At 66.7% G+C, this 18,387-nt stretch carries 17 protein-coding genes; 7 read left to right on the forward strand and 10 right to left on the reverse strand.

The window, feature by feature from the left end; all coding sequences use genetic code 11:
• The first annotated feature begins 56 nt into the window (after positions 1 to 56).
• On the forward strand, positions 57 to 821 hold the full coding sequence (locus tag BTO20_RS01570; protein ID WP_087072803.1) for an SDR family oxidoreductase: 765 nt from the start codon (positions 57 to 59) through the stop codon (positions 819 to 821).
• Positions 822 to 829: 8 nt separating this feature from the next.
• On the opposite strand, the gene BTO20_RS01575 is transcribed toward BTO20_RS01570, so the two are convergent.
• Together BTO20_RS01575 and BTO20_RS01580 are read right to left on the reverse strand one after the other, a co-directional pair.
• On the reverse strand, positions 830 to 1,267 hold the full coding sequence (locus BTO20_RS01575) for a DUF4383 domain-containing protein (protein ID WP_087072805.1): 438 nt from the start codon (positions 1,265 to 1,267) through the stop codon (positions 830 to 832).
• Positions 1,268 to 1,306: 39 nt separating this feature from the next.
• Positions 1,307 to 2,854, reverse strand: a complete 1,548-nt coding sequence (locus BTO20_RS01580; RefSeq protein WP_087072808.1) for an acyl-CoA carboxylase subunit beta — start codon at positions 2,852 to 2,854, stop codon at positions 1,307 to 1,309.
• Between the two features lie 50 nt (positions 2,855 to 2,904).
• On the opposite strand from BTO20_RS01580, the gene BTO20_RS01585 reads away from it, so the two are divergent.
• Positions 2,905 to 3,336 carry a PPOX class F420-dependent oxidoreductase gene (locus BTO20_RS01585; RefSeq protein ID WP_087072810.1) on the forward strand — a complete coding sequence of 144 codons (432 nt, stop codon included), beginning with the start codon at positions 2,905 to 2,907 and terminating at the stop codon, positions 3,334 to 3,336.
• A gap of 1 nt (position 3,337) precedes the next feature.
• Here BTO20_RS01585 and lipE read toward each other — a convergent pair whose 3' ends face one another.
• The 3 genes from lipE to BTO20_RS01600 are packed head-to-tail and all read right to left on the reverse strand — an operon-like array spanning position 3,338 to position 6,310.
• On the reverse strand, positions 3,338 to 4,567 hold the full coding sequence (gene lipE / locus BTO20_RS01590) for a lipase LipE (protein ID WP_087072812.1): 1,230 nt from the start codon (positions 4,565 to 4,567) through the stop codon (positions 3,338 to 3,340).
• Positions 4,564 to 5,049 (reverse strand): peroxynitrite isomerase, encoded by a 486-nt coding sequence (locus BTO20_RS01595; RefSeq protein ID WP_087072814.1) that lies wholly within the window; start codon positions 5,047 to 5,049, stop codon positions 4,564 to 4,566. Before BTO20_RS01595 ends, lipE begins: the two co-directional genes overlap by 4 nt.
• Positions 5,042 to 6,310 carry a globin domain-containing protein gene (locus BTO20_RS01600; RefSeq protein ID WP_087081445.1) on the reverse strand — a complete coding sequence of 423 codons (1,269 nt, stop codon included), beginning with the start codon at positions 6,308 to 6,310 and terminating at the stop codon, positions 5,042 to 5,044. Before BTO20_RS01600 ends, BTO20_RS01595 begins: the two co-directional genes overlap by 8 nt.
• Positions 6,311 to 6,525: 215 nt before the next feature.
• On the opposite strand from BTO20_RS01600, the gene BTO20_RS01605 reads away from it, so the two are divergent.
• Positions 6,526 to 7,911, forward strand: coding sequence for an HNH endonuclease signature motif containing protein (locus BTO20_RS01605; RefSeq protein WP_087072816.1), 1,386 nt, complete (start codon positions 6,526 to 6,528; stop codon positions 7,909 to 7,911).
• On the opposite strand, the gene BTO20_RS01610 is transcribed toward BTO20_RS01605, so the two are convergent.
• Together BTO20_RS01610 and BTO20_RS01615 are read right to left on the reverse strand one after the other, a co-directional pair.
• Entirely contained in the window at positions 7,912 to 8,538 is a 627-nt protein-coding gene (locus BTO20_RS01610) for a class I SAM-dependent DNA methyltransferase (RefSeq protein ID WP_087072818.1), read from the reverse strand. It lies immediately after the preceding gene.
• Between the two features lie 22 nt (positions 8,539 to 8,560).
• Complete coding sequence (locus tag BTO20_RS01615) at positions 8,561 to 9,721, reverse strand: helix-turn-helix transcriptional regulator (protein WP_232491010.1); 1,161 nt, start codon at positions 9,719 to 9,721, stop codon at positions 8,561 to 8,563.
• 471 nt (positions 9,722 to 10,192) lie between these two features.
• Between BTO20_RS01615 and BTO20_RS01620 the strand changes: the two genes are divergently transcribed.
• Positions 10,193 to 10,861 (forward strand): GNAT family N-acetyltransferase, encoded by a 669-nt coding sequence (locus tag BTO20_RS01620; RefSeq protein ID WP_087072820.1) that lies wholly within the window; start codon positions 10,193 to 10,195, stop codon positions 10,859 to 10,861.
• 106 nt (positions 10,862 to 10,967) lie between these two features.
• The gene (locus BTO20_RS01625; RefSeq protein ID WP_087072822.1) at positions 10,968 to 11,273 is read left to right on the forward strand and encodes a hypothetical protein; all 306 of its coding nucleotides are present in this window, start codon (positions 10,968 to 10,970) and stop codon (positions 11,271 to 11,273) included.
• 37 nt (positions 11,274 to 11,310) lie between these two features.
• Here the strand turns inward: BTO20_RS01625 and BTO20_RS01630 are convergent, their stop codons facing one another.
• Both BTO20_RS01630 and BTO20_RS01635 read right to left on the reverse strand, forming a co-directional pair.
• Entirely contained in the window at positions 11,311 to 11,970 is a 660-nt protein-coding gene (locus BTO20_RS01630; protein ID WP_087072824.1) for an enoyl-CoA hydratase-related protein, read from the reverse strand.
• Positions 11,967 to 12,602 carry a TetR/AcrR family transcriptional regulator gene (locus BTO20_RS01635; protein WP_087072825.1) on the reverse strand — a complete coding sequence of 212 codons (636 nt, stop codon included), beginning with the start codon at positions 12,600 to 12,602 and terminating at the stop codon, positions 11,967 to 11,969. Before BTO20_RS01635 ends, BTO20_RS01630 begins: the two co-directional genes overlap by 4 nt.
• 127 nt (positions 12,603 to 12,729) lie before the next feature.
• Here BTO20_RS01635 and BTO20_RS01640 point away from each other — a divergent pair, with 127 nt between their 5' ends.
• Positions 12,730 to 15,294, forward strand: a complete 2,565-nt coding sequence (locus BTO20_RS01640) for an ABC transporter ATP-binding protein/permease (RefSeq protein WP_087072827.1) — start codon at positions 12,730 to 12,732, stop codon at positions 15,292 to 15,294.
• Positions 15,291 to 17,018, forward strand: a complete 1,728-nt coding sequence (locus BTO20_RS01645) for an ABC transporter ATP-binding protein (RefSeq protein WP_087072829.1) — start codon at positions 15,291 to 15,293, stop codon at positions 17,016 to 17,018. The genes BTO20_RS01640 and BTO20_RS01645 overlap by 4 nt, the downstream gene beginning before the upstream one ends.
• Positions 17,019 to 17,103: 85 nt before the next feature.
• On the opposite strand, the gene BTO20_RS01650 is transcribed toward BTO20_RS01645, so the two are convergent.
• Positions 17,104 to 18,366, reverse strand: a complete 1,263-nt coding sequence (locus BTO20_RS01650) for an amidohydrolase family protein (protein WP_087072831.1) — start codon at positions 18,364 to 18,366, stop codon at positions 17,104 to 17,106.
• Positions 18,367 to 18,387: the final 21 nt, after the last annotated feature.

Here is an 18,387-nt window from a genome sequence, read left to right on the forward strand (position 1 = left end):
TGTGACTTATTGCTGGCGTGCTGCAACGCTGGCAGTCAAGACAGGAAGGCAGTCACATGCAGATTTCCGGCAACACCATCTTCATCCCCGGCTCGACGAGCGGCATCGGCCTGGCATTGGCAACAGCCTTGCAGGCCAAGGGCAACACCGTCATCGTGGGCGGCAGGCGCACCGAACTGCTCGACGAGATCGCCACCGAGCACCCCGAACTCGACACCGTGCAGATCGACACGACCGACCCGGAGAGCGTCCGGGCCGCCGCCGCGACCGTGGTGGGCAAGCACCCGGAACTCAATGTCGTCATCGCCATGGCCGGTGTCATGGCCGTCGAGGACTGGCGCGATCCCGACTTGTTCCTGGCCTCAGCCGAACGCGTGATCACCACGAATGTGCTTGGGCCCATCCGGCTTATCGCCGCGTTCATCGAACATCTGCAGGCCCAGCGGGACGCGACGATCGTCACGGTGTCCTCGGGCCTCGCGTTCGCCCCGCTGCGCGCGACGCCGAGCTACAACGCGTCCAAGGCGGCTGTGCACATGCTCACCGAGTCGGTGCGGCTGCAGTTGTCCGACACCAGCGTCAAACTCGTCGAACTCGTGCCGCCCTCGGTGGCCACCGACCTGCTGCCGGGCCAGCGCGAAAGCCGGTTCGCGATGCCGCTCGACGAATTCGTCAGCGAGGTCGTCGTCCTACTGGAAACCCAGCCTGATGCCAAGGAGATTCAGGTCGAGCGGGTGAAGTTCCTCCGGTACGGCGAGGCCCGCGGCGATTACGACCAGGTGGTTGCCACGCTCAACAACGCTGACCCGCACGGACATTGAGCACCTAATCACGGCTTCTGCCGCAGGTCGGCCAATGAGTTGCGGAGGCCGCCGTCGAGCCGGATCTGCACGGCGGCCACGGCGAGCATGATGGCCGCGGTGACCATGTGCACGACCGCGTCGGTGGTGTTGTTCGGGAAGCTGAACACGAAGGCCACCTGATTGGAGAAGAACGCCCAGATGCCCGGCAGGGCACCGGCGACCGCCGCCAGCAACAGGTACAGCACCGACCATGACTTCCGCAGGCAGAACACCAGGCCCGGGCCGAACAGGGCGAGCCCGGCGACGGCATGCCAACCGTTGTAATCCATCCCCATGATCTGCACGGTGGGGGCACCGGGGCCGGTGGCGAAACTCGGCTCGGCAATGAATCCGACGACCGCCTGGACCACGTGGAACAGGGCGATCACCAACAATCCCCACTGTGCAAAGCTCCATTGCTTCACACTTCGGACGCTACGTCTACTACAGCGTGTAGTCAACGATTACCAGGTGTCGACGAACCTTCTGGTGGCCGCGGGACGCGGGTGCGCAGCGGCCGCCGCCAACGTCGCGGCGATCAGCGTGCGGGTCTCCGCCGGGTCGATGACATCGTCGATCTCGAACATCGACGCCGAGTTGAGCGCCCGTGCATTTCGCTCGGCTGCGGCGGTCGCCGCGCGGACCGCTTGCTCTCGTTCGTGCTCGTCGGCGATGGCTTCCAACTCCTTGCGCAGGCCGAGCCGGACCGCGCCCTCCAGTCCCATCGGACCCAGATGTGCGCCCGGCCATGCCACGGTCAGTAGCGGCTCGTGCAGACTGCCGCCGCACATCGCTTGTGCGCCAAGGCCGTAACCCCGGCGCAGGATCACAGCCACCAGCGGTACCGTCAGTGCCGCCCCGGCCACCAGCAGCCGGGAGCCGCGCCGCACCAGGGCTTCGGCCTCCGCGGCCGGGCCGACCATGTACCCCGGGCAGTCCACGAGTGACACCACCGGAATCCCGAATGCGTTGCACAACTGCAGAAATCGCGCCGCTTTGTCCGACGCAGCGGCCGTGATCGCACCGGCCTTCACCATGGTGTTGTTCGCGATGATGCCCACCGGTCTGCCGTCGATGCGGGCCAGTGCCGTCACCATCTCCGGGGCGAACTTCTCCCGCAGGAAGGTGACTGTGCCGGAATCGGCGAGCGTCTGGATGATCGGGCCGATCGGATAGGCGCGCCGGGCCCGCTCGGGAACCATTGTGCGCAGGGCATTTTGGTCCGCGACGGCGCAGGGAGAGGCCGGGCCGGTGAAGTAACCCAGGAGCGTGCGGGTGACGGCGACGGCGTGTGCCTCGTCGGACACCACGACATCGACGACGCCGTTGGGCGCCTGCACCGAGACCGGCCCTACGTCGTCGGGCGCGACGTCGCCCAGGCCACCACCGGCGATCATCGCCGGCCCACCCATCCCGATCGAGCTGTTCTCGGTGGCGACGATCAGATCGGCGGCCCCGGCGATCACCGCGTTACCCGCGAAGCATCGGCCATTGACCACCGCGATCCGCGGCACCATGCCGGACAGTGCGGCCCACAGCGCGAAGGCCTTGACTTCCAGGGAGGACACCGTCGGATAGTCGGTGTCACCGGGCCTGCCGCCGCCACCTTCGGCGAAGAACACCGTCGGCAACTGCATCCGCTCGATGAGATCGAACAGCCGGTCCTTCTTGCGGTGCCCGAGTGCGCCCTGGGTTCCGGCCAGCACGGTGTAGTCGTAGGACAGCACCGCGCACGCGGCGCCGTCGATGCGGGCAGTCCCGGCGACCAACCCGTCAGCCGGGGTACGGGCGATGAGGTCGTCGAGATCGCGACGCTGACGCTGCGCGGCGATCGCGAAGCGGCCGTACTCGACGAATGATCCAGGGTCGACGAGGTCGTCGATGTTCTCCCGCGCAGTGCGCGCACCGCCGTCGTGACGACGGGCCACCGCGTCGGGGCGCGCGGCGTCCTGGGTCAGTGCCCGGCGGCGCAGCAGTTCGGCAAGGTCGTCGTGCAGCGATTCGTCGGACATTTCTCGTCTCCCCTGGAATATGGGCATCGGGTCACGGGTTGCCCATCGTTGTGACCGATACTGTGTTCGATCCACGCGACCTGTTGGCCGAGGCCCGGCTGGGTGTACTCGCCACCATTAAAGCCAACGGCATGCCGCAGCTGTCTCCGGTGACGCCGTATTACGACCGTGACGCGGACGTGGTCTATGTGTCGATCAGGGCGGGGCTGGCCAAGACCGCCAACCTGCGGCGCGATCCCCGCGCGGTCGTCGAGGTCACCCGCGACGACCGGTGGGCCTGGGCAACCGCGGAAGGCTCGGTGACCCTGACCGGCCCCGGTTCCGATCCGCACGGCCCCGAGGTTCAGGCGCTTGTCGACTACTACCGCGCAGCGGCGGGTGAGCACCCCGACTGGGATGAATACCGCGCCGCCATGGTGTCGGATCAGCGCATTCTGATGGCGCTGTCCGTGGAGAAGGTGTACGGCCAGCAGCTGCGCTGACTCAGCTGATCTCGGCGGCGATGCGGTCGAGCACGGCCGGATAGCGGTTGGCCTCGCGATGGCCGCCGGGCTTGCCGCTGCTGACGATCGCCGCGGACAGCGCACGCGCCGGGTCCGCCCACACCGCGATGTCGACAAGGCCGGTGTGCCCGAACGCCGACTCGGTGTTCTTCCCGAACGGCCCGAACCGTTTGCCGCCGAGCATGTAGCCGGTGCCCCAGCGCATCGGCTTGAGACCGGTCGCCACGTCCGGTCGCATCCGCCGGGCCGGTTTGGTTGCGGCGCGCAGCGTTTCGGGCCGCATGATTCGTACCCCGTCGAGTTCGCCTCCGCGACGCAGGATCTCGGCGAAGCGGGAGAGCTCGTCGGCGTTGGAGACGGTGCTGGAGGACGGCACGACGCTGGTGAGGAACAGCGGCGTGTTGCTCAGCGGGATGATCCGGTCCAGCGTGCCGCCGACCGCGGCCCGGAATGCCGCGGCGATCGGCGGCGGGAGCGGCTTGCCGGTGGGATGGCTCGGCGCCACCAGCGAAACCTCCTCGGGCGCAACACCGTAATTGGTCCAGCGGAAGCCGAGGGGATCGAGGATCTCCTCGGCCAGAATGTCGCGGATGTTGCGGCCGGTGGCCGCCTGGACGATCTCGCGGACCAGTGGACCCCACGTCAGTCCGTGATAGATGTGCACCAGCCCCGGCCGGTACACCGGCTTGAGGTTCCCCAGTTGCTCACGGGTGTATTCGCTGTCGTTGACCCTCGTGACGTCAGGACGCGGACCCGTGTGGATCGGGACGCCTGCACTGTGGGTGATGACGTGCCGGATGGTGGTCCGGTCCTTGCCGTGGCTGGTGTAGCTCGGCAGATAGTCGCAGACCCGGTCGTCGAGGGAGAAGCACCCGCGTTCGACCAGCATGTGCACGACTGTCGTGCTGATGGCCTTGGCCGCCGAGTACACGCAGAACGGGGTGTCGGTGCGGACGGGGATCTTCTCGGCATCGGGCAGGTCGTCGGGACCGTTGCCCCAGCCGTGTCCGATCGCGCGGTTCAGGATCACTTTGCCGTTGCGCCGCAGGCACACCTGGATCGCGGGGTGCATGCCCGCGCGGTACCAGTACTGCACCGATTGCCAGATCCGCTCGACGGCCTGCGGGTCGATCTCCGAGTGGTCCTCGTCCGCGACGTCGGTGACCGCGTCGAGGTCGCCGGGGACGGCGATTCTTCCGTCTGCGCTCACGTTTGGGCCCTCTTCAACGTCGCCGACAAGTGATGCTGCAGCGGTTGGCCCACGGCCCCCATCTGCAGGGTATAGGTGAGCTCTTCTCTGGATGCCCTGATCGAACGTGACAGTGCCGTAACACTTTTGGCGCTGGAGCTGAGCCCGATGTGGGTAGCGGTCAATTCCATCTCGATGATGTCACCGATGACCGTCAGCGATCCTTCCTGGATCTCGGTGATGCCCGTGGGGTGCGCGAGGATCCATTCCACCCGACCGGGTGACGGGACGCGGAGGTAGCCGGTCTCGGCGTGCAGTGGACGGCCATCGGCACGTGCCTTGGTGCGTTGCCCGTAGGCCAGGAACGGCTTACCGACGTGGCCGAAGGTGATCTCCTCGGCGTAGTCGAACGACTCGATGGTCGGGTACTCGCCGGCACCTGGCCCCGACCAGGTGCCCAGCAGCGGAGCCAAGGCCGCGATGTCGGGATGCAGATCAACCACGGTCGCCAGCGTACGGACCGCCGGCTGTCGTATCCGATGAGGCGTCGGATGCGCTCTGCGCAGCCCACAGATCCGGACCGAAGACTTCGTAGCGGATCCGCGTCGCAGGTACGCCACGCTCCAGCAGCGTCGTCCTGACGTGCCGCATGAACGGCAGCGGACCGCAGGTGAACACCTGCACGTCGTTCGGCAGCGGCACGTCGGTCAAGTCCATGTACCCCTGCCGTGACCGAGTGTCACCGTCATCGACGGTCTCGTACCACGCGTACGCGGTGAAATCGTCGAGCTCGCGGCCCAGGTGCAGCACGGTGTCCCGCAGCGCGTGGTCCTGGGCGCGGCGGTCGGCGTGCGCGACGACCACCTTGCGCTGCGGCTGGTTGCGAGCGATGTGCTCGACGATCGGCAGCACCGTGGTGATACCCGCACCGGCGCTCGCCAACAGCAGAGGCCCGTCGGTGGGGGTGACGACGAAATCGCCCGCGGGTGCGCTGAGCTCCAGGACATCGCCGACCTTCACCTGGTCGTGCAGATAGCTGGAAACCATGCCGTCGGGTGCGCCGTTGGTGCCCCGAACCCGCCGGATGGTGATCTGCAGCCGGGTGTGCACAGCTGTGGATGAGACCGTGTACTGACGAGGTTGGCGAGAGCCATCGGGCAGGTCGACGAACACCGAGACGTACTGGCCGGGGGCGATGTCGGGTAGTTTCCCGCCATCGACCGGCTCCAGCACGAGGGAGATGACGTCGGCGGTCTCCTCGATCCGGCGGACCACCCGGTACTGGCGGGTCGGCCGGCGCGGGTCGATGTCGGCCTCCTGGTACAGCCGGGCTTCCTCGGCGACCAACTGGAGGGCGAACAGCCAGTACACCTCGCTCCAGGCGGCGGCGATTTCCGGGGTGACGGCGTCGCCGAGGACCTCGCCGACGGCAGCGAGTAGGTGTTCCCCGACGATCGTGTACTGCTCGGGACGAATCCCGAGTGAGACATGCTTGTAGGCGATTCGGCGAATGACATGGTCGAAGGGCGGGGCATCAGGATCGATCAACTGCACCGCGTACGCGACGACCGACCCGGCCAGCGCCTTGCTCTGCTCCCCGGTGGCCTGGTTGCCTTGGTTGAACACCCGCAGCAGCTCGGGGTGGGCGGCGAACATGCGCGGGTAGAAGCGTGCGGTGATGGCATCGGCATGCGCCGCGACGACGGGTGCGGTCGCCCGCACCACGTCGAGGCTCGCCGGTGACAGCAGCGAGGTGGGGGTCATGGTGCTCACGATCGGGTCCCTTCGGATCGGGCGGCGGGCTGGTGAAAAGTTATCGACGGCGAAGCAGGCCGGATAGGGTCTTTTGGCCCATGGCGACGGGATCCTTGGCCCTAGCGACCGACTGCCATCGATTGAGCGCCAACAACTTTGGTCAATGTGGCCCCAGGGGTCACAACGCGTGGGTTCTTGTCGGGGGTCGAATGTATGTTCGAAGCATGGAGGAGCAGGTCGCCGCCGCGCTCGCCGCGTTACGCACCGCGGTCGAGGGGGTGCGGGAGCTGCCGTTCGGGTCACTGTCACCGGCCGAGCTTCTCGACGTGTGCTCGGGAATCCAGGATGCACACAACCTGCTGCCCACCGCCGAACACGCCGCCATCACCGCCCTGGCCGAGCAGACCACCCCCGCGCAGATCGGGACGAAATCCTGGCCCGAAGCCCTGCGCATCCGGCTACGCATCTCCCACAAGGAGGCCCGCCGCCGCTTCCGCGACGCGATCAACCTCGGACCACGCCACACCCTGACCGGCGAACCCGTCCCGGCACGCCGAGCCGCCACCGCCGCCGCCCAAGCCGGCGGCTGGCTGACCCAGGACCACATCGAGGAATTGGAGACGTTCTTCGCCCACTGCCCCGGCTGGGTCGATGCCCAGCGCCGGCAGCAGATGGAGGAAAAACTGGTCGCCGTCGCCGCGAGCAACTGCCCCGATGTGCTGCACCACGCCATCGCCGAAGCGTTGTACCTGCTCAACCAGGACGGCGAGGAACCCATCGAGGACCTGGCCGCCCGCTCCCGCGGCATCGTGCTGGGCCCGCAGGAACCCGACGGCACCCGCACCATCCGCGGCCGGGTCACCGCCGAGCTGGGCGCCACCCTCGATGCCATCACCGGCAAATGGGCCGCCCCAGGCATGTGCAACCCCGACGACCCGACCCCGTGTACCTCTGGCACCCCCAGCCAAGAACAGATCGACACCGACACCCGCACCGCCCGGCAACGCACCCACGACGCCCTGCTCACCCTGGGCCGCCACGCATTGATGTCCGGCGAACTCGGTCAGCACAACGGGCTACCGGTGTCCATCGTGGTCACCACCACCCTGCAGGAACTCCAAGCCGGCGCCGGGATAGCGGTCACCGCCACCGGCACCAAACTGCCCATCGGCGACCTCATCCGGCTCGCGGCGCATGCCCATCACTACCTGGCCGTGTTCGACACACATGCCAACGTGCCGCTCTACCTGGGCCGCACCAAACGCCTCGCCACACCAGGGCAACGGTTGATGCTGTTCGCCCGCGACCGTGGCTGCACCTGCCCGGGCTGCACCGCCGCGGGCAACCGCAGCCAGGCCCACCACGCCACCCAAGACTTCGCCCACGGCGGCCTGACCGACATCACCGACCTCACCCTGGGCTGCGGGCCCCATCAACGCCTCGTCGGCCCCGGCAAATGGACCACCCACATCAACACCAACGGCCGCTGCGAATGGATCCCACCGGCCCTGCTCGACACCGGCCAATCCCGCATCAACACCTACCACCACCCCCAGCACTACTTCACCGACAACCAAGACGACGACGAAACAGACTGTCCGGGAACGTGATCAGGCAGTGACCGCGGCGATGACGAATGCCTGGTCGGCTGTCTCCTTGAGCTGCGGTTGGCGCTCACGGGTGGCTGTGGCATACCCGGTGAACCCGGCGGCGGCCAATGCGTCGCGCACGACGGCTGTGTCGTGCCGTAGGAAGGTCATCGAGACCGCATGCCCGAACGCCTCGTCGAAAGACAAAGGAGGGGAGCCGGTTTGGAATCCAAGAAGTAACCAGCCCGGGTCGGTGACGACCCGGCGGAACTCCGCGAATAGGTCCGCAAGCTCATCGGCTGGGGTATGAATGATCGAATACCACGCAGACACCGCAGAGAAAGTACCGTCGGGATACGGCAACTCGCGCATGTCAGCCACCTGGAACCGACCTTGCGGATACCGCTCGCGGGCAATGGAAATCATGGCAGGTGACCCGTCGATACCCTCGGTACTGAGGCCCAATCGGGTGAGTTCGGCGGCGGCTTGGCCCGGACCGCAACCCACGTCCAGCGCGGTTTGGCCGCCCGATCGCAGTACCAGTTCGGCGAACGACTGCACCAGGCAGCGGTCGAACGGTCTGACGTCGAACTCGTCGGTGAAGTGTTGCGCGTACTCGGCGGCGATCAGCTCGTACTGGTCGAACACTGTTCCGACAGTAGCCTGCCCATCACGACTCGGGCACGGAGGTGAACGGGTGCAGCGTGAGTATCAGTCGCACCAGGTCTGCCTGCCGGTGTGTCCCGGTCTTGTCGAAGACCCGACGGAGATGAGTCCGCACAGTCGGCAGGGAGACGGCAAGCTCCTCTGCGACCGTTTTGGGGTCGGCGCCGCGCGACACTCGCAACGCGATGTCTGCCTCGGTTCGGGTGAGGTGGAACAGTTGCTGAAGAAGCGCGGCGCTGGGTTCCGGTTCGCGGGCGGGATTGATGAGCACGACCATCGCCCGTGGCCGTCCCGGCTCTTCCAGAGTGTGCAGTGGTAGCACGTGAATGACGAAAGACCTTGCTCCTGACGGGCGCTCGCAGATCAATGAGTTTCCGTGCCGGATACCGTTGGCGTCGCCGTCGAGCGCGGCGTAGAGCGCAAGCCCCAACGCCTGTTCGGCGTGACGGCTGGCGGCGGTGAGGTGTCCCTGGATGAGGGACAGCCCGTCACCAACCCGCACGATCTGTTCGGCGGCGCCGTTGAGGCTCAGCACCCGGCGGTCGGCTCCGATCACCAGGATGCCGTTTCCCACGGTGTCCAATGCGGCGGACAGATCTGCGCCGGTATGCGTCAAGCCATCGATGTGGTGCTGGGTGCGCAGCGCTTGTTGCAGATGCCGGATGAGACCGCCGAAAACCTGAACCCGCTCGACACTGTCGAAGGGCTCGGAAACCACAGAGGTGTGCAATATGAAGCAGCTTGGCCGCGCGCCCGCGCTGAGCCGCACCAGCAGACCGTCTTCCAGACCGTTGGGATGCATCCAGTCGGTATAGAACTCTGAATGGCGTTGAACTGTAATGAGTTCCGCCCCGGTGCGAATGACCCCGACGGGGCCGTTCGCGACCGCGGTCAGCGGGTAGTCCAGCCGGCTGTAGTACTCGGTGTAACTTGCTACGGCGCCGACCGGGAGAACGGCGTTCTGGATGATCCAGATCGCGTTCTCGGCGGTCACCAGCGCCCCGCCGTTACCACCAATGGTCCGGTGAATGTCGCCGATGGCGGACTGCCAGCGCTCGGGAGCGGCGGCCGCGGCGTAGATGCCCGCTACGAGTCGCGAGAAATCCTCGAGCGTGACCATGGTGCGGGTTCCCGTTCGTGCAGCGAAGCCGACATCGTTCGTCATCAATTCTTCAGCGCTGCCGAAAATCCTATGCGAAATCATCCATTTGGTCGATGCTCTAAGAATATTCGGGGTGGTTTTCTGATGATCCTCCGGCGAGTGTGACGCCACGGCGGAGTTGCCCGACACAGTGCCAGCGAAGGGGGGTAGCCATGATCCTCACGATTCCGTACCGACCAGCGGAAATGATGAACGACCTGCTCCATGAACGGCCGGCGGAACACCCGCCCCGTGACAGCCACGATCATGCCCGCCATGAGTCGCGTGGCCGCGCGTCGAGGCGCATCTATTTCGAGTCTGCCCTGTTGTCGCGGGAAATGGATCACCCATGAATTTCCGCAGACAACTTTCCGGATACAAACAAACCGAATGACATGCAGTTCGGTCGTTTTCAACCGGTGAGGTTCCCGCCCACCTTGTCGCGGCGCGGTGAACTCATCGCAGCCCGGACTGAGCTGCTCTAGGCTTTCCTGCATGACCGATCACGACAAGGCCGCCGCGCGGCGTGAGATTGCTGACGCTCTGCTCAACGCACTCAACCGCCGACACGAACTGCTTGATGTGATCGTGGAGGCCGACGACCGCAAGACCGCGGTCGACGCTGTTGCGACATTGCTCAACACATCGCATACCGCCGCCGATGCCGTCGTCGGGTTGTCCTTCGACCGGATCACCAAGGAATCGCGGCGACAGATCGCCGCGGAACTCGATGATCTGAACAGTCAGCTGACGTTCACCGCACAGGAACGTCCGGCGAGCTCCGGCGAGACCCTTGTGCTCAGGTCCTTCTCTGCAGCTACCGACCGGGACATCTTCGAGGCGCGCACTGCCGACGTCGGGGCTTCCGGAGACGGGTCCGGCGCGCCTGCCGCCGATATCGACGACGAGATCCGGTCGGCGCTGGCCCGGGTGGATGCCGACGAAGCCGCATGGTTCGTGGCGATCGAAGGCGCGGAGAAGGTCGGAATGGTCTTCGGCGAACTCAGCGGGGGCGAGGTGAACGTCCGGATTTGGATTCACCCCGATTTCCGTAAGCGCGGGTATGGCACTGCGGCGCTGCGCAAATCGCGCTCGGAGATGGCGTCGTACTTCCCGGCCGTTCCCATGGTGGTCCGGGCCCCGGGGGCTGTCCCGCCAGCCTGAAAAGTTTTTCTCAGTCCACGCTCCTGACCTGTGCTTTCGCCGCAACGCGGGTGTCTGTGCTCACAGATTCCTTGGCAGCGAGCTCACAGGGGAGGACTATGGAGTCATGCTAACCATACGAAAACTCGCGGGAACGGTATTCGTAGCGGGAGCCGCAGCGGCCATTGCCGCCGCACCGACGGCCATGCTCCTCGCTGATGCGCCGGCCTCATTGACCGACCCGAGCGGAACGAATCAAGTAGTGCTTGCCGACCCGGTCGGTGGGGGTGACGCCGGTGGCGGGGGCGGTTGCGACAGCGGCCCCGGCTGGCAGGGCTGCGGTGGCTGGAACCCTGGTCAGGGCGGCTGGGGCCATGGCTGCCTCAACGGCATCTGCGGAGGCTGGGACGGCCAACGCGGGTGGGGTAACTAGACCCCACCCGGCGATGTGCTGACCGGCTCGGCTCCGGTCAGCTGTCGGCTTTCAGTGCCTGCGCGGCGGGGCCGAACATGACGTCCTTGATGGCACCGAGGGTGCCGGGGTCCTTACCGTGCAACGGGCGCAACAGATCGGTGGCCGCCACGGTGACCCCGCCTTCCGGTGCGGTGGCGTCCACCAGTCCGTGTGTCCGCGCATCCTGGCCACCGAAGCGGCGACCCGTTGTCATCGACGCGACGGCGGCCTGTGGCGTCAGCTTTGCTTGGATCAACGCCGCCATCCCGGGCGTGAACGGGATCCGGATGTCGACTTCCGGGAAGCAGAAGAAGCCGCGGTCGGCGCGCATGACGCGGAAGTCGTGTGCGATGGCCAGCATCGCTCCGGCCCCGAAGGCGTGACCGACCACCGCTGCTGCAGTCGGCAGCGGGAACGTCAGCATCCGGGCCAACAGGCCCTGGACGCGCCCGACATACCACGCGCCCTGATCACTATGTGCGCCAAGCCAATCCAGATCGAGGCCGTTGGAGTAGAACTTGCTGTCGGCCGTCGTCACGAGGCCGTGCGCTCCCTTGGCGAGCACATGGTCGAGCTGAGCGTCGACCTCGTCGAGGAATTCCGGGGAGAACCGGTTCTCGTCATCCCCGAGATCGAGAACCGCGATCTCGCCGTCGAAGTCCAGAGTGGTTGTCATGGTGCACCTTTCGTTGCGGTGGGGCTATTGCGTCGGACGAGTGGGCTGGGGCCGATTTCGAGCACGGCCTGCACGGCGGCACGCAGGTGACGCAGTGCTGTGGGATCGCCGAGTCGGTCGCGGTGCAACAGCACAGCGGTGGGTAGATCGACGATGCAGGTGGTGACGGTGTCCACGGCGGCGCGGTCGCGTCGGCCCCACGCGGCTTCGGCCAGCTCGATCATCAGTGTCAGCAAGTGTTTTTGAAGCGAGTCGAGCTCTTCGGCAAGCTCGTCGGGTAACCCGACGGCGGCGATCTCGTGCGGCGGGAACAGCAGCACGAGCCGGGCCGACGCCGGGTGGTCCTCGGCGAATACGGCGGGTGTCTGGGCGGCGGCGACGATGGCGTCGGTACCGCTGGACGCCGCGTCCACCAATTCACGTTGCAGATCCAGGAACCTGCGACCCGCCCGCACCCACGCGCGTGCCAGCAGGCCGCCGCGGGATCCGAACTGGTGGTAGAGCGCGCCATTGGAGACGCCGACGGCCGAGCTCACCGCACGGATGGTCACCGAGGAGAGGCCCGAAGTCACCGCCAACGATTCGACGGCATCGAGCACCGTATCCGGATCGTGGACACGTGGGCGCGGCATGACGCCACAGTAACAGAGCAGTTGCTCTGTAACCACAGAGGTGTCGGCACCGTCATGTTGACAGTAGGTAAGGCTACCCATACTTTGTGGGATATCGTGGTCAGGACCAACCGGGAGGGGACCGTCGATGGCACGCGGATTCCAGGGCGCGATCATGCGGAGCTTCGGCGCCCGCGATCACCAGGCCACCGTCGTCGGAACCGAATGGCGAACACCGAATCTCCTGCGTGTCCACATGGTTTCGCCCACACTGTTCGAGGATGCGGTCGCCGAGCCGACGTCCTGGTTGCGCTTCTGGTTCCCGGATCCGGAGGGGTCCAAGACCGAATTCCAGCGCGGCTACACGATCGTCGACGCCGATGTCAGCACCGGGCACTTCGCCATCGACGTCGTCCTGCACGAGCCCTCCGGCCCGGCGTCGCAATGGGCCAGGGGTGCGATACCGGGCGCGACCGTGCCGGTGACGACGCTGGGCTCGGCGGGCTTCAGTGTGCCCGAGGAGCCCCCGGCCGGCTACCTGCTGATCGGCGACGCCGCAGCGACGCCCGCGATCAACGGCATCATCGAAGCCGTCCCGCACGATATCCCGATCGAGGTCTACCTCGAGCAGCACGACGAGTCCGACCTGCTGATCCCGATCGCAGAACATCCCAGGATGGCCGTGCGGTGGATCACCCGCACCGACTCGACTTCACTCGCGGCAGCGTTGGAGGCCAGGGACTGGTCGGACTGGTACTGCTGGGTGACTCCCGAGGCCGGGTCGCTCAAGCATCTACGGGTCCGGTTGCGCGACGAATTCGGCTTTCCCAAGACGGAGATCCATGCGCAGGCGTACTGGACCGAGGGTCGGGCCATGGGGACCAAGCGCGGCGACGCGCCGGCAGTCGACGCCAAAGACGTTGCTGCACAAACCGACAGCCAACCGGAACCGAAACCGAGCGCGCCCCGGGGGAACTGGCGGGCGCAGGCCGCGGGCCGCCTGCTGGGCCCACTGCGCACTCCGCTGATCGTCTCCGGCGTGCTGCAGGCCATGATCACGCTGGTTCAGTTGGCGCCCTACCTGCTGCTCGTCGAACTGGCTCGGCTCCTGCTGACCGGAGCCGACCGGGATCGCCTGTGGACCTTGGGGCTCACGGCCGTCGGACTGCTCGGCACGGGCACCTTCCTCGCTGCGGTGCTCACGTTGTGGCTGCACTGGATCGACGCGAACTTCGCTCGTGACCTGCGTACCCGGTTGCTGGCCAAGATGTCCCGGTTGCCACTGGGCTGGTTCACCGCCCGCGGATCGGGCTCGATCAAACAACTGGTGCAAGACGACACGCTCTCGCTGCACTACCTGGTCACGCATGCCATCCCCGACGCCGTCGCCGCGGTGATCGCACCACTGGCGGTGTTGATCTATCTGTTCAGCGTGGACTGGCGGCTGGCCGCGGTGCTGTTCGTGCCGGTGCTGGTCTATCTCGTGTTGATGTCGGTGATGACGATCCAATCCGGGCCCCGCATCGCGCAGGCGCAGCGCTGGGCCGAACGGATGAACGCCGAGGCCGGTGCCTACCTCGAAGGCCAGCCGGTGGTGCGGGTGTTCGGTGGTGCGGCAGCCTCGAGCTTCCGGCGCCGGCTCGACGAGTACATCGGATTCCTGGTCGCCTGGCAACGGCCGTTCACCGGCAAGAAGTCGCTGATGGACCTGGTCACCAGGCCGGCCACGTTCCTGTGGTTGATCGTGGCCGTCGGCACCCCGATGATCGTCAACGGCTGGCTGGACCCGGTGGATCTACTGCCGTTCCTGTTGCTGGGCACCACATTCGGTGTGCGGCTGCTGGGCATCGGCTATGGCCTGGGCGGGATCCGCGGCGGCATGACCGCCGCCCGGCGCATCCAGAACGCACTGGACGAGCCGGATCTGGCGATCGCGGATCCGGTGGCACCTCAGAATGATTCGGGTGTGGTGGAGTTCGACCACGTGACGTTCGCGTACCGCACGGGTATTCCGGTGATCGAAGACGTCTCGCTGACGCTGCGGCCCGGAACCGTCACGGCGCTGGTCGGGCCGTCCGGCTCAGGCAAGTCGACTCTGGCCGCGCTGTTGGCGCGTTTCCATGACGTGGGCGAAGGGTCGATCCGGTTGAGCGGCAGGGATATTCGCACGCTGAGCGCTGACGACCTGTACCGCCGTGTCGGCTTCGTGCTGCAGGACCCGCAACTGGTTGCGGGTACCGTCGCGGAGAACATTGCGCTCGCCGATCCGGAAGCGGGCATCGAGCGGGTGCAGGACGCGGCACGCGACGCGCAGATCCACGACCGCGTGCTGCGCCTGCCCGAGGGCTACGACACGGCGCTGAGCGCGGCGCCGGCCCTTTCCGGTGGGGAACGGCAACGGCTGACCATCGCGCGGGCGATCCTGGCCGACACCGAGATACTGATCCTCGACGAGGCCACCGCGTTCGCCGACCCGGAGTCGGAATACCTTGTGCAGCAGGCACTCAACAGATTGACCCGCGACCGGACGGTGCTCGTCATCGCGCACCGGCTGCACACCATCACCCATGCCGATCAAATCGTCGTGCTCGATGCAGGCCGAATCGTCGAAACCGGTACGCACGACGAGCTGCTCGCCGCAGGCGGCCGCTATCACCAACTATGGGAGACCGGACACCGCGACACCGTGACCGCCGGGGAGGGCGCCCGATGATCCGCACGCTGATCGCCCTGATCCCCGCCGACCAGCGCGGCAAGCTCGGCGTCTACGCCGCGCTGACATTGATATCGGTGGTGGTCCGGGCCTCGGGCACAGTGCTGCTCGTGCCACTGGTCGCGGCGCTCTTCAGCGACAACCCAGGCGGCGCCGTACCGTGGCTGGGCTGGCTGACCGCCGCGACGCTCGTGGGTTGGGTGACCGATACCGTCACATCTCGGCTCGGATTCGACCTCGGCTTCGCGGTGCTGGACCACACTCAGCACGATGTCGCCAACCGGCTGCCGAACATCAGGCTCGACTGGCTGTCCGGCGACAACACCGCCAACACCCGCCAAGCAATCGCGGCGACCGGGCCCGAGTTGGTCGGCCTCGTGGTCAATCTGCTCACGCCGCTCATCGGGGCGGTCCTGCTGCCTGCGGCCATCGCGCTCGCACTGATCGCGGTCTCACCGCCGCTGGGGCTCGCCGCGCTGGCCGGCGTGGTCGTCCTGCTGGGAGCACTGTGGGCGTCGGGCCGGTGCAGCCGCAAGGCCGACGCGGTCGCCGACGAAACCAACCGCGCATTCACCGAGCGGATCATCGAATTCGCCCGCACCCAACAGGCTTTGCGGGCCGCGCGACGGACGGAACCCGCCCGCAGCCTGGTCGGTGATGCGCTGGCCGCTCAGCACGGCGCGAGTGTGCGGCTACTGGGCATGCAGATCCCCGGGCAGCTGCTGTTCAGCCTGGCCAGCCAGGTGGCGGTGATCGCGTTGGCGGGCATGGCCACGGTGCTCACCATGCGCGGGGCGTTGAGTGTGCCCGAGGCGATCGCACTGATCGTCGTCATCGCCCGCTATCTGGAGCCTTTCACGGCGCTGAGCGAGCTGGCGCCGGCCATCGAGTCGACCCGCGCCACCCTGCAGCGGATCGGCAGGGTGCTGTCCGCGCCAACGCTCACCACCGGAACCATTGTGGTGCAACCGAACTCCGTGCCCCGCGTCGAGTTCGACGAGGTGAGCTTCGGCTATGGCGATAACCCGGTGCTCGACAAGGTCAGCTTCGTGCTCGAACCAGGCGGCACGACGGCCATCGTCGGCCCGTCCGGATCGGGCAAGAGCACCATCCTGTCCCTGATCGCAGGCCTTCACCAGCCAACGGCCGGCCGCGTGCTGATCGACGGCGTCGACGCGTCCACACTGGACGCCGAAACCCGGCGGGCCGCAACGAGTGTGGTATTCCAGCACCCGTATCTGTTCGACGGGTCCATTCGCGACAACGTTGCGGTGGGTGACCCCGCCGCCGACGCAGACCGGCTCGCCGCGGCCATGCGACTGGCCCGGGTCGACGAGCTGACCGGGCGGATGGCCGACGGCGACGCCACCACGGTCGGTGAGGCGGGCACGGCGTTGTCCGGCGGCGAACGCCAACGGGTCAGCATTGCCCGGGCTCTCGTCAAACCTGCCCCGATCCTGCTGGTGGATGAGGCGACCAGCGCACTGGATACCGAGAACGAAGCCGCCGTCGTGGACGCACTGACGGTTGACCTGCAGCCACGCACCCGCGTGATCGTGGCGCATCGGCTGGCCAGCATCCGGCACGCCGACAGGGTGCTGTTCCTCGACGGCGGCCGCATCGTCGAGGACGGCAGCGTCGACGAACTGCTCAGCGCGGGTGGCCGGTTCGCCGAGTTCTGGCGCCAGCAGCATGCCGCGGCCGAATGGGAGATCGTGCACTGAGCTCGGCCGTACCGGCGAACAGACACTGGGGCACCCGACACGCCGTGTTTGAGGTACCGCAGTGTCTGCTCGCGTGGGGAGGTGATCAGGCCCTGGCGAGTTGCTTCTGCTCGTAGAGCCGCGCCCACTCGGCCCGTGGTCGGATGGACACGTCGACGTCAGCGCCCTTGGCGCGCAACGCTTTCACCGTGGCTTGGTCTTTCGGCGTGCGGGCGAACGGGTCCCAGCCGAAGAACCGGCAGGAGTTCTCCCAGGTGATCTTGTTGATGTCGGAATCGCTTGCGCCCGCGGCATTGAGCTCAGCCAGCACGTGCTCGGGTGCGTCGGGCCAGAAGCAGTCCGAGTGCGGGTAGTCGCACTCCCACGCGATGATGTCGATGCCGATCTCGTGGCGCAGTTTCAGCGAGGTCTTGTCGGTCACGTAGCAGGCCAGGGAGTGCTCGCGGAACACGTCGGACGGCAGCTTGTCGCCGAAGTCGCGGCGCAGCCACTTCTGGTTGGTGTAGTGCCGGTCGCTGCGGTCCAGATAGAAGGGAATCCAACCGATTCCGCCTTCGGAGAACGCAAACTTGAGGTCAGGGTAGTTGCGCATCGCGGGCCCCCACAGCAGGTCCTGCGCGCACATCGCCGAGACCTGGGTGGCGAGGATGATCAGGTTGTCGATCGGCGCGTTGGGAGCCATGCTGATGGCCCCGAACCCGGTGCCGATGTGCAGGCACATCACGACGTTCTCCTCGGAGAGCGTGCGGAACACCGGACCCCAGTATTCGTCGTCGTGGTAGCTCGGAAGTCCTTCCAGGTGGGGGAGTTCCGGCATGGTGACGGCACGGCACCCCTTGGCGGCGACGCGCCTGATCTCGGCGCACATGGCCTCGGGGTTCCACGTCGGCAGGATCGCGATCGGGATGAAGCGGTCCGGGTACGAGCCGGCCCACTCGTCGATGTGCCAATCGTTGTAGGCCGACACCATCACCAGCGTCGCCTCTTCGCGGTGCATGTTGAGGTGCCGTGCGGAGAACCCGGTGAAAGTCGGAAAGCACATCGAGGCGAGGATCCCGTTGCGGTTCATGTCGCGGACACGCTCGTGCACGTCGTACACACCCGGGCGCATCTCGGCGAAGCCGGCCGGATCACGGCCCCATTCCTCGGCGGGCCAGGACACCACCGCGTTGAGCCCGCTGACGCCCTGCGGACGGCCCTGATACATCCATTGATCGACGCCCTTGTCGTCGGTCACCACGATGGGCGCCTCGTCTTTGTACTTGGCGGGCACGTGGCGCAGGAACATGTCGGGCGGTTCGACGACGTGGTCGTCGATGCTCACCAGGATCAGGTCGTCGGTTTTCATATCCAAGTAGTACCGTCGGAC

This window comes from Mycobacterium dioxanotrophicus, assembly GCF_002157835.1.
Taxonomy (GTDB): Bacteria; Actinomycetota; Actinomycetes; order Mycobacteriales; family Mycobacteriaceae; genus Mycobacterium; species Mycobacterium dioxanotrophicus.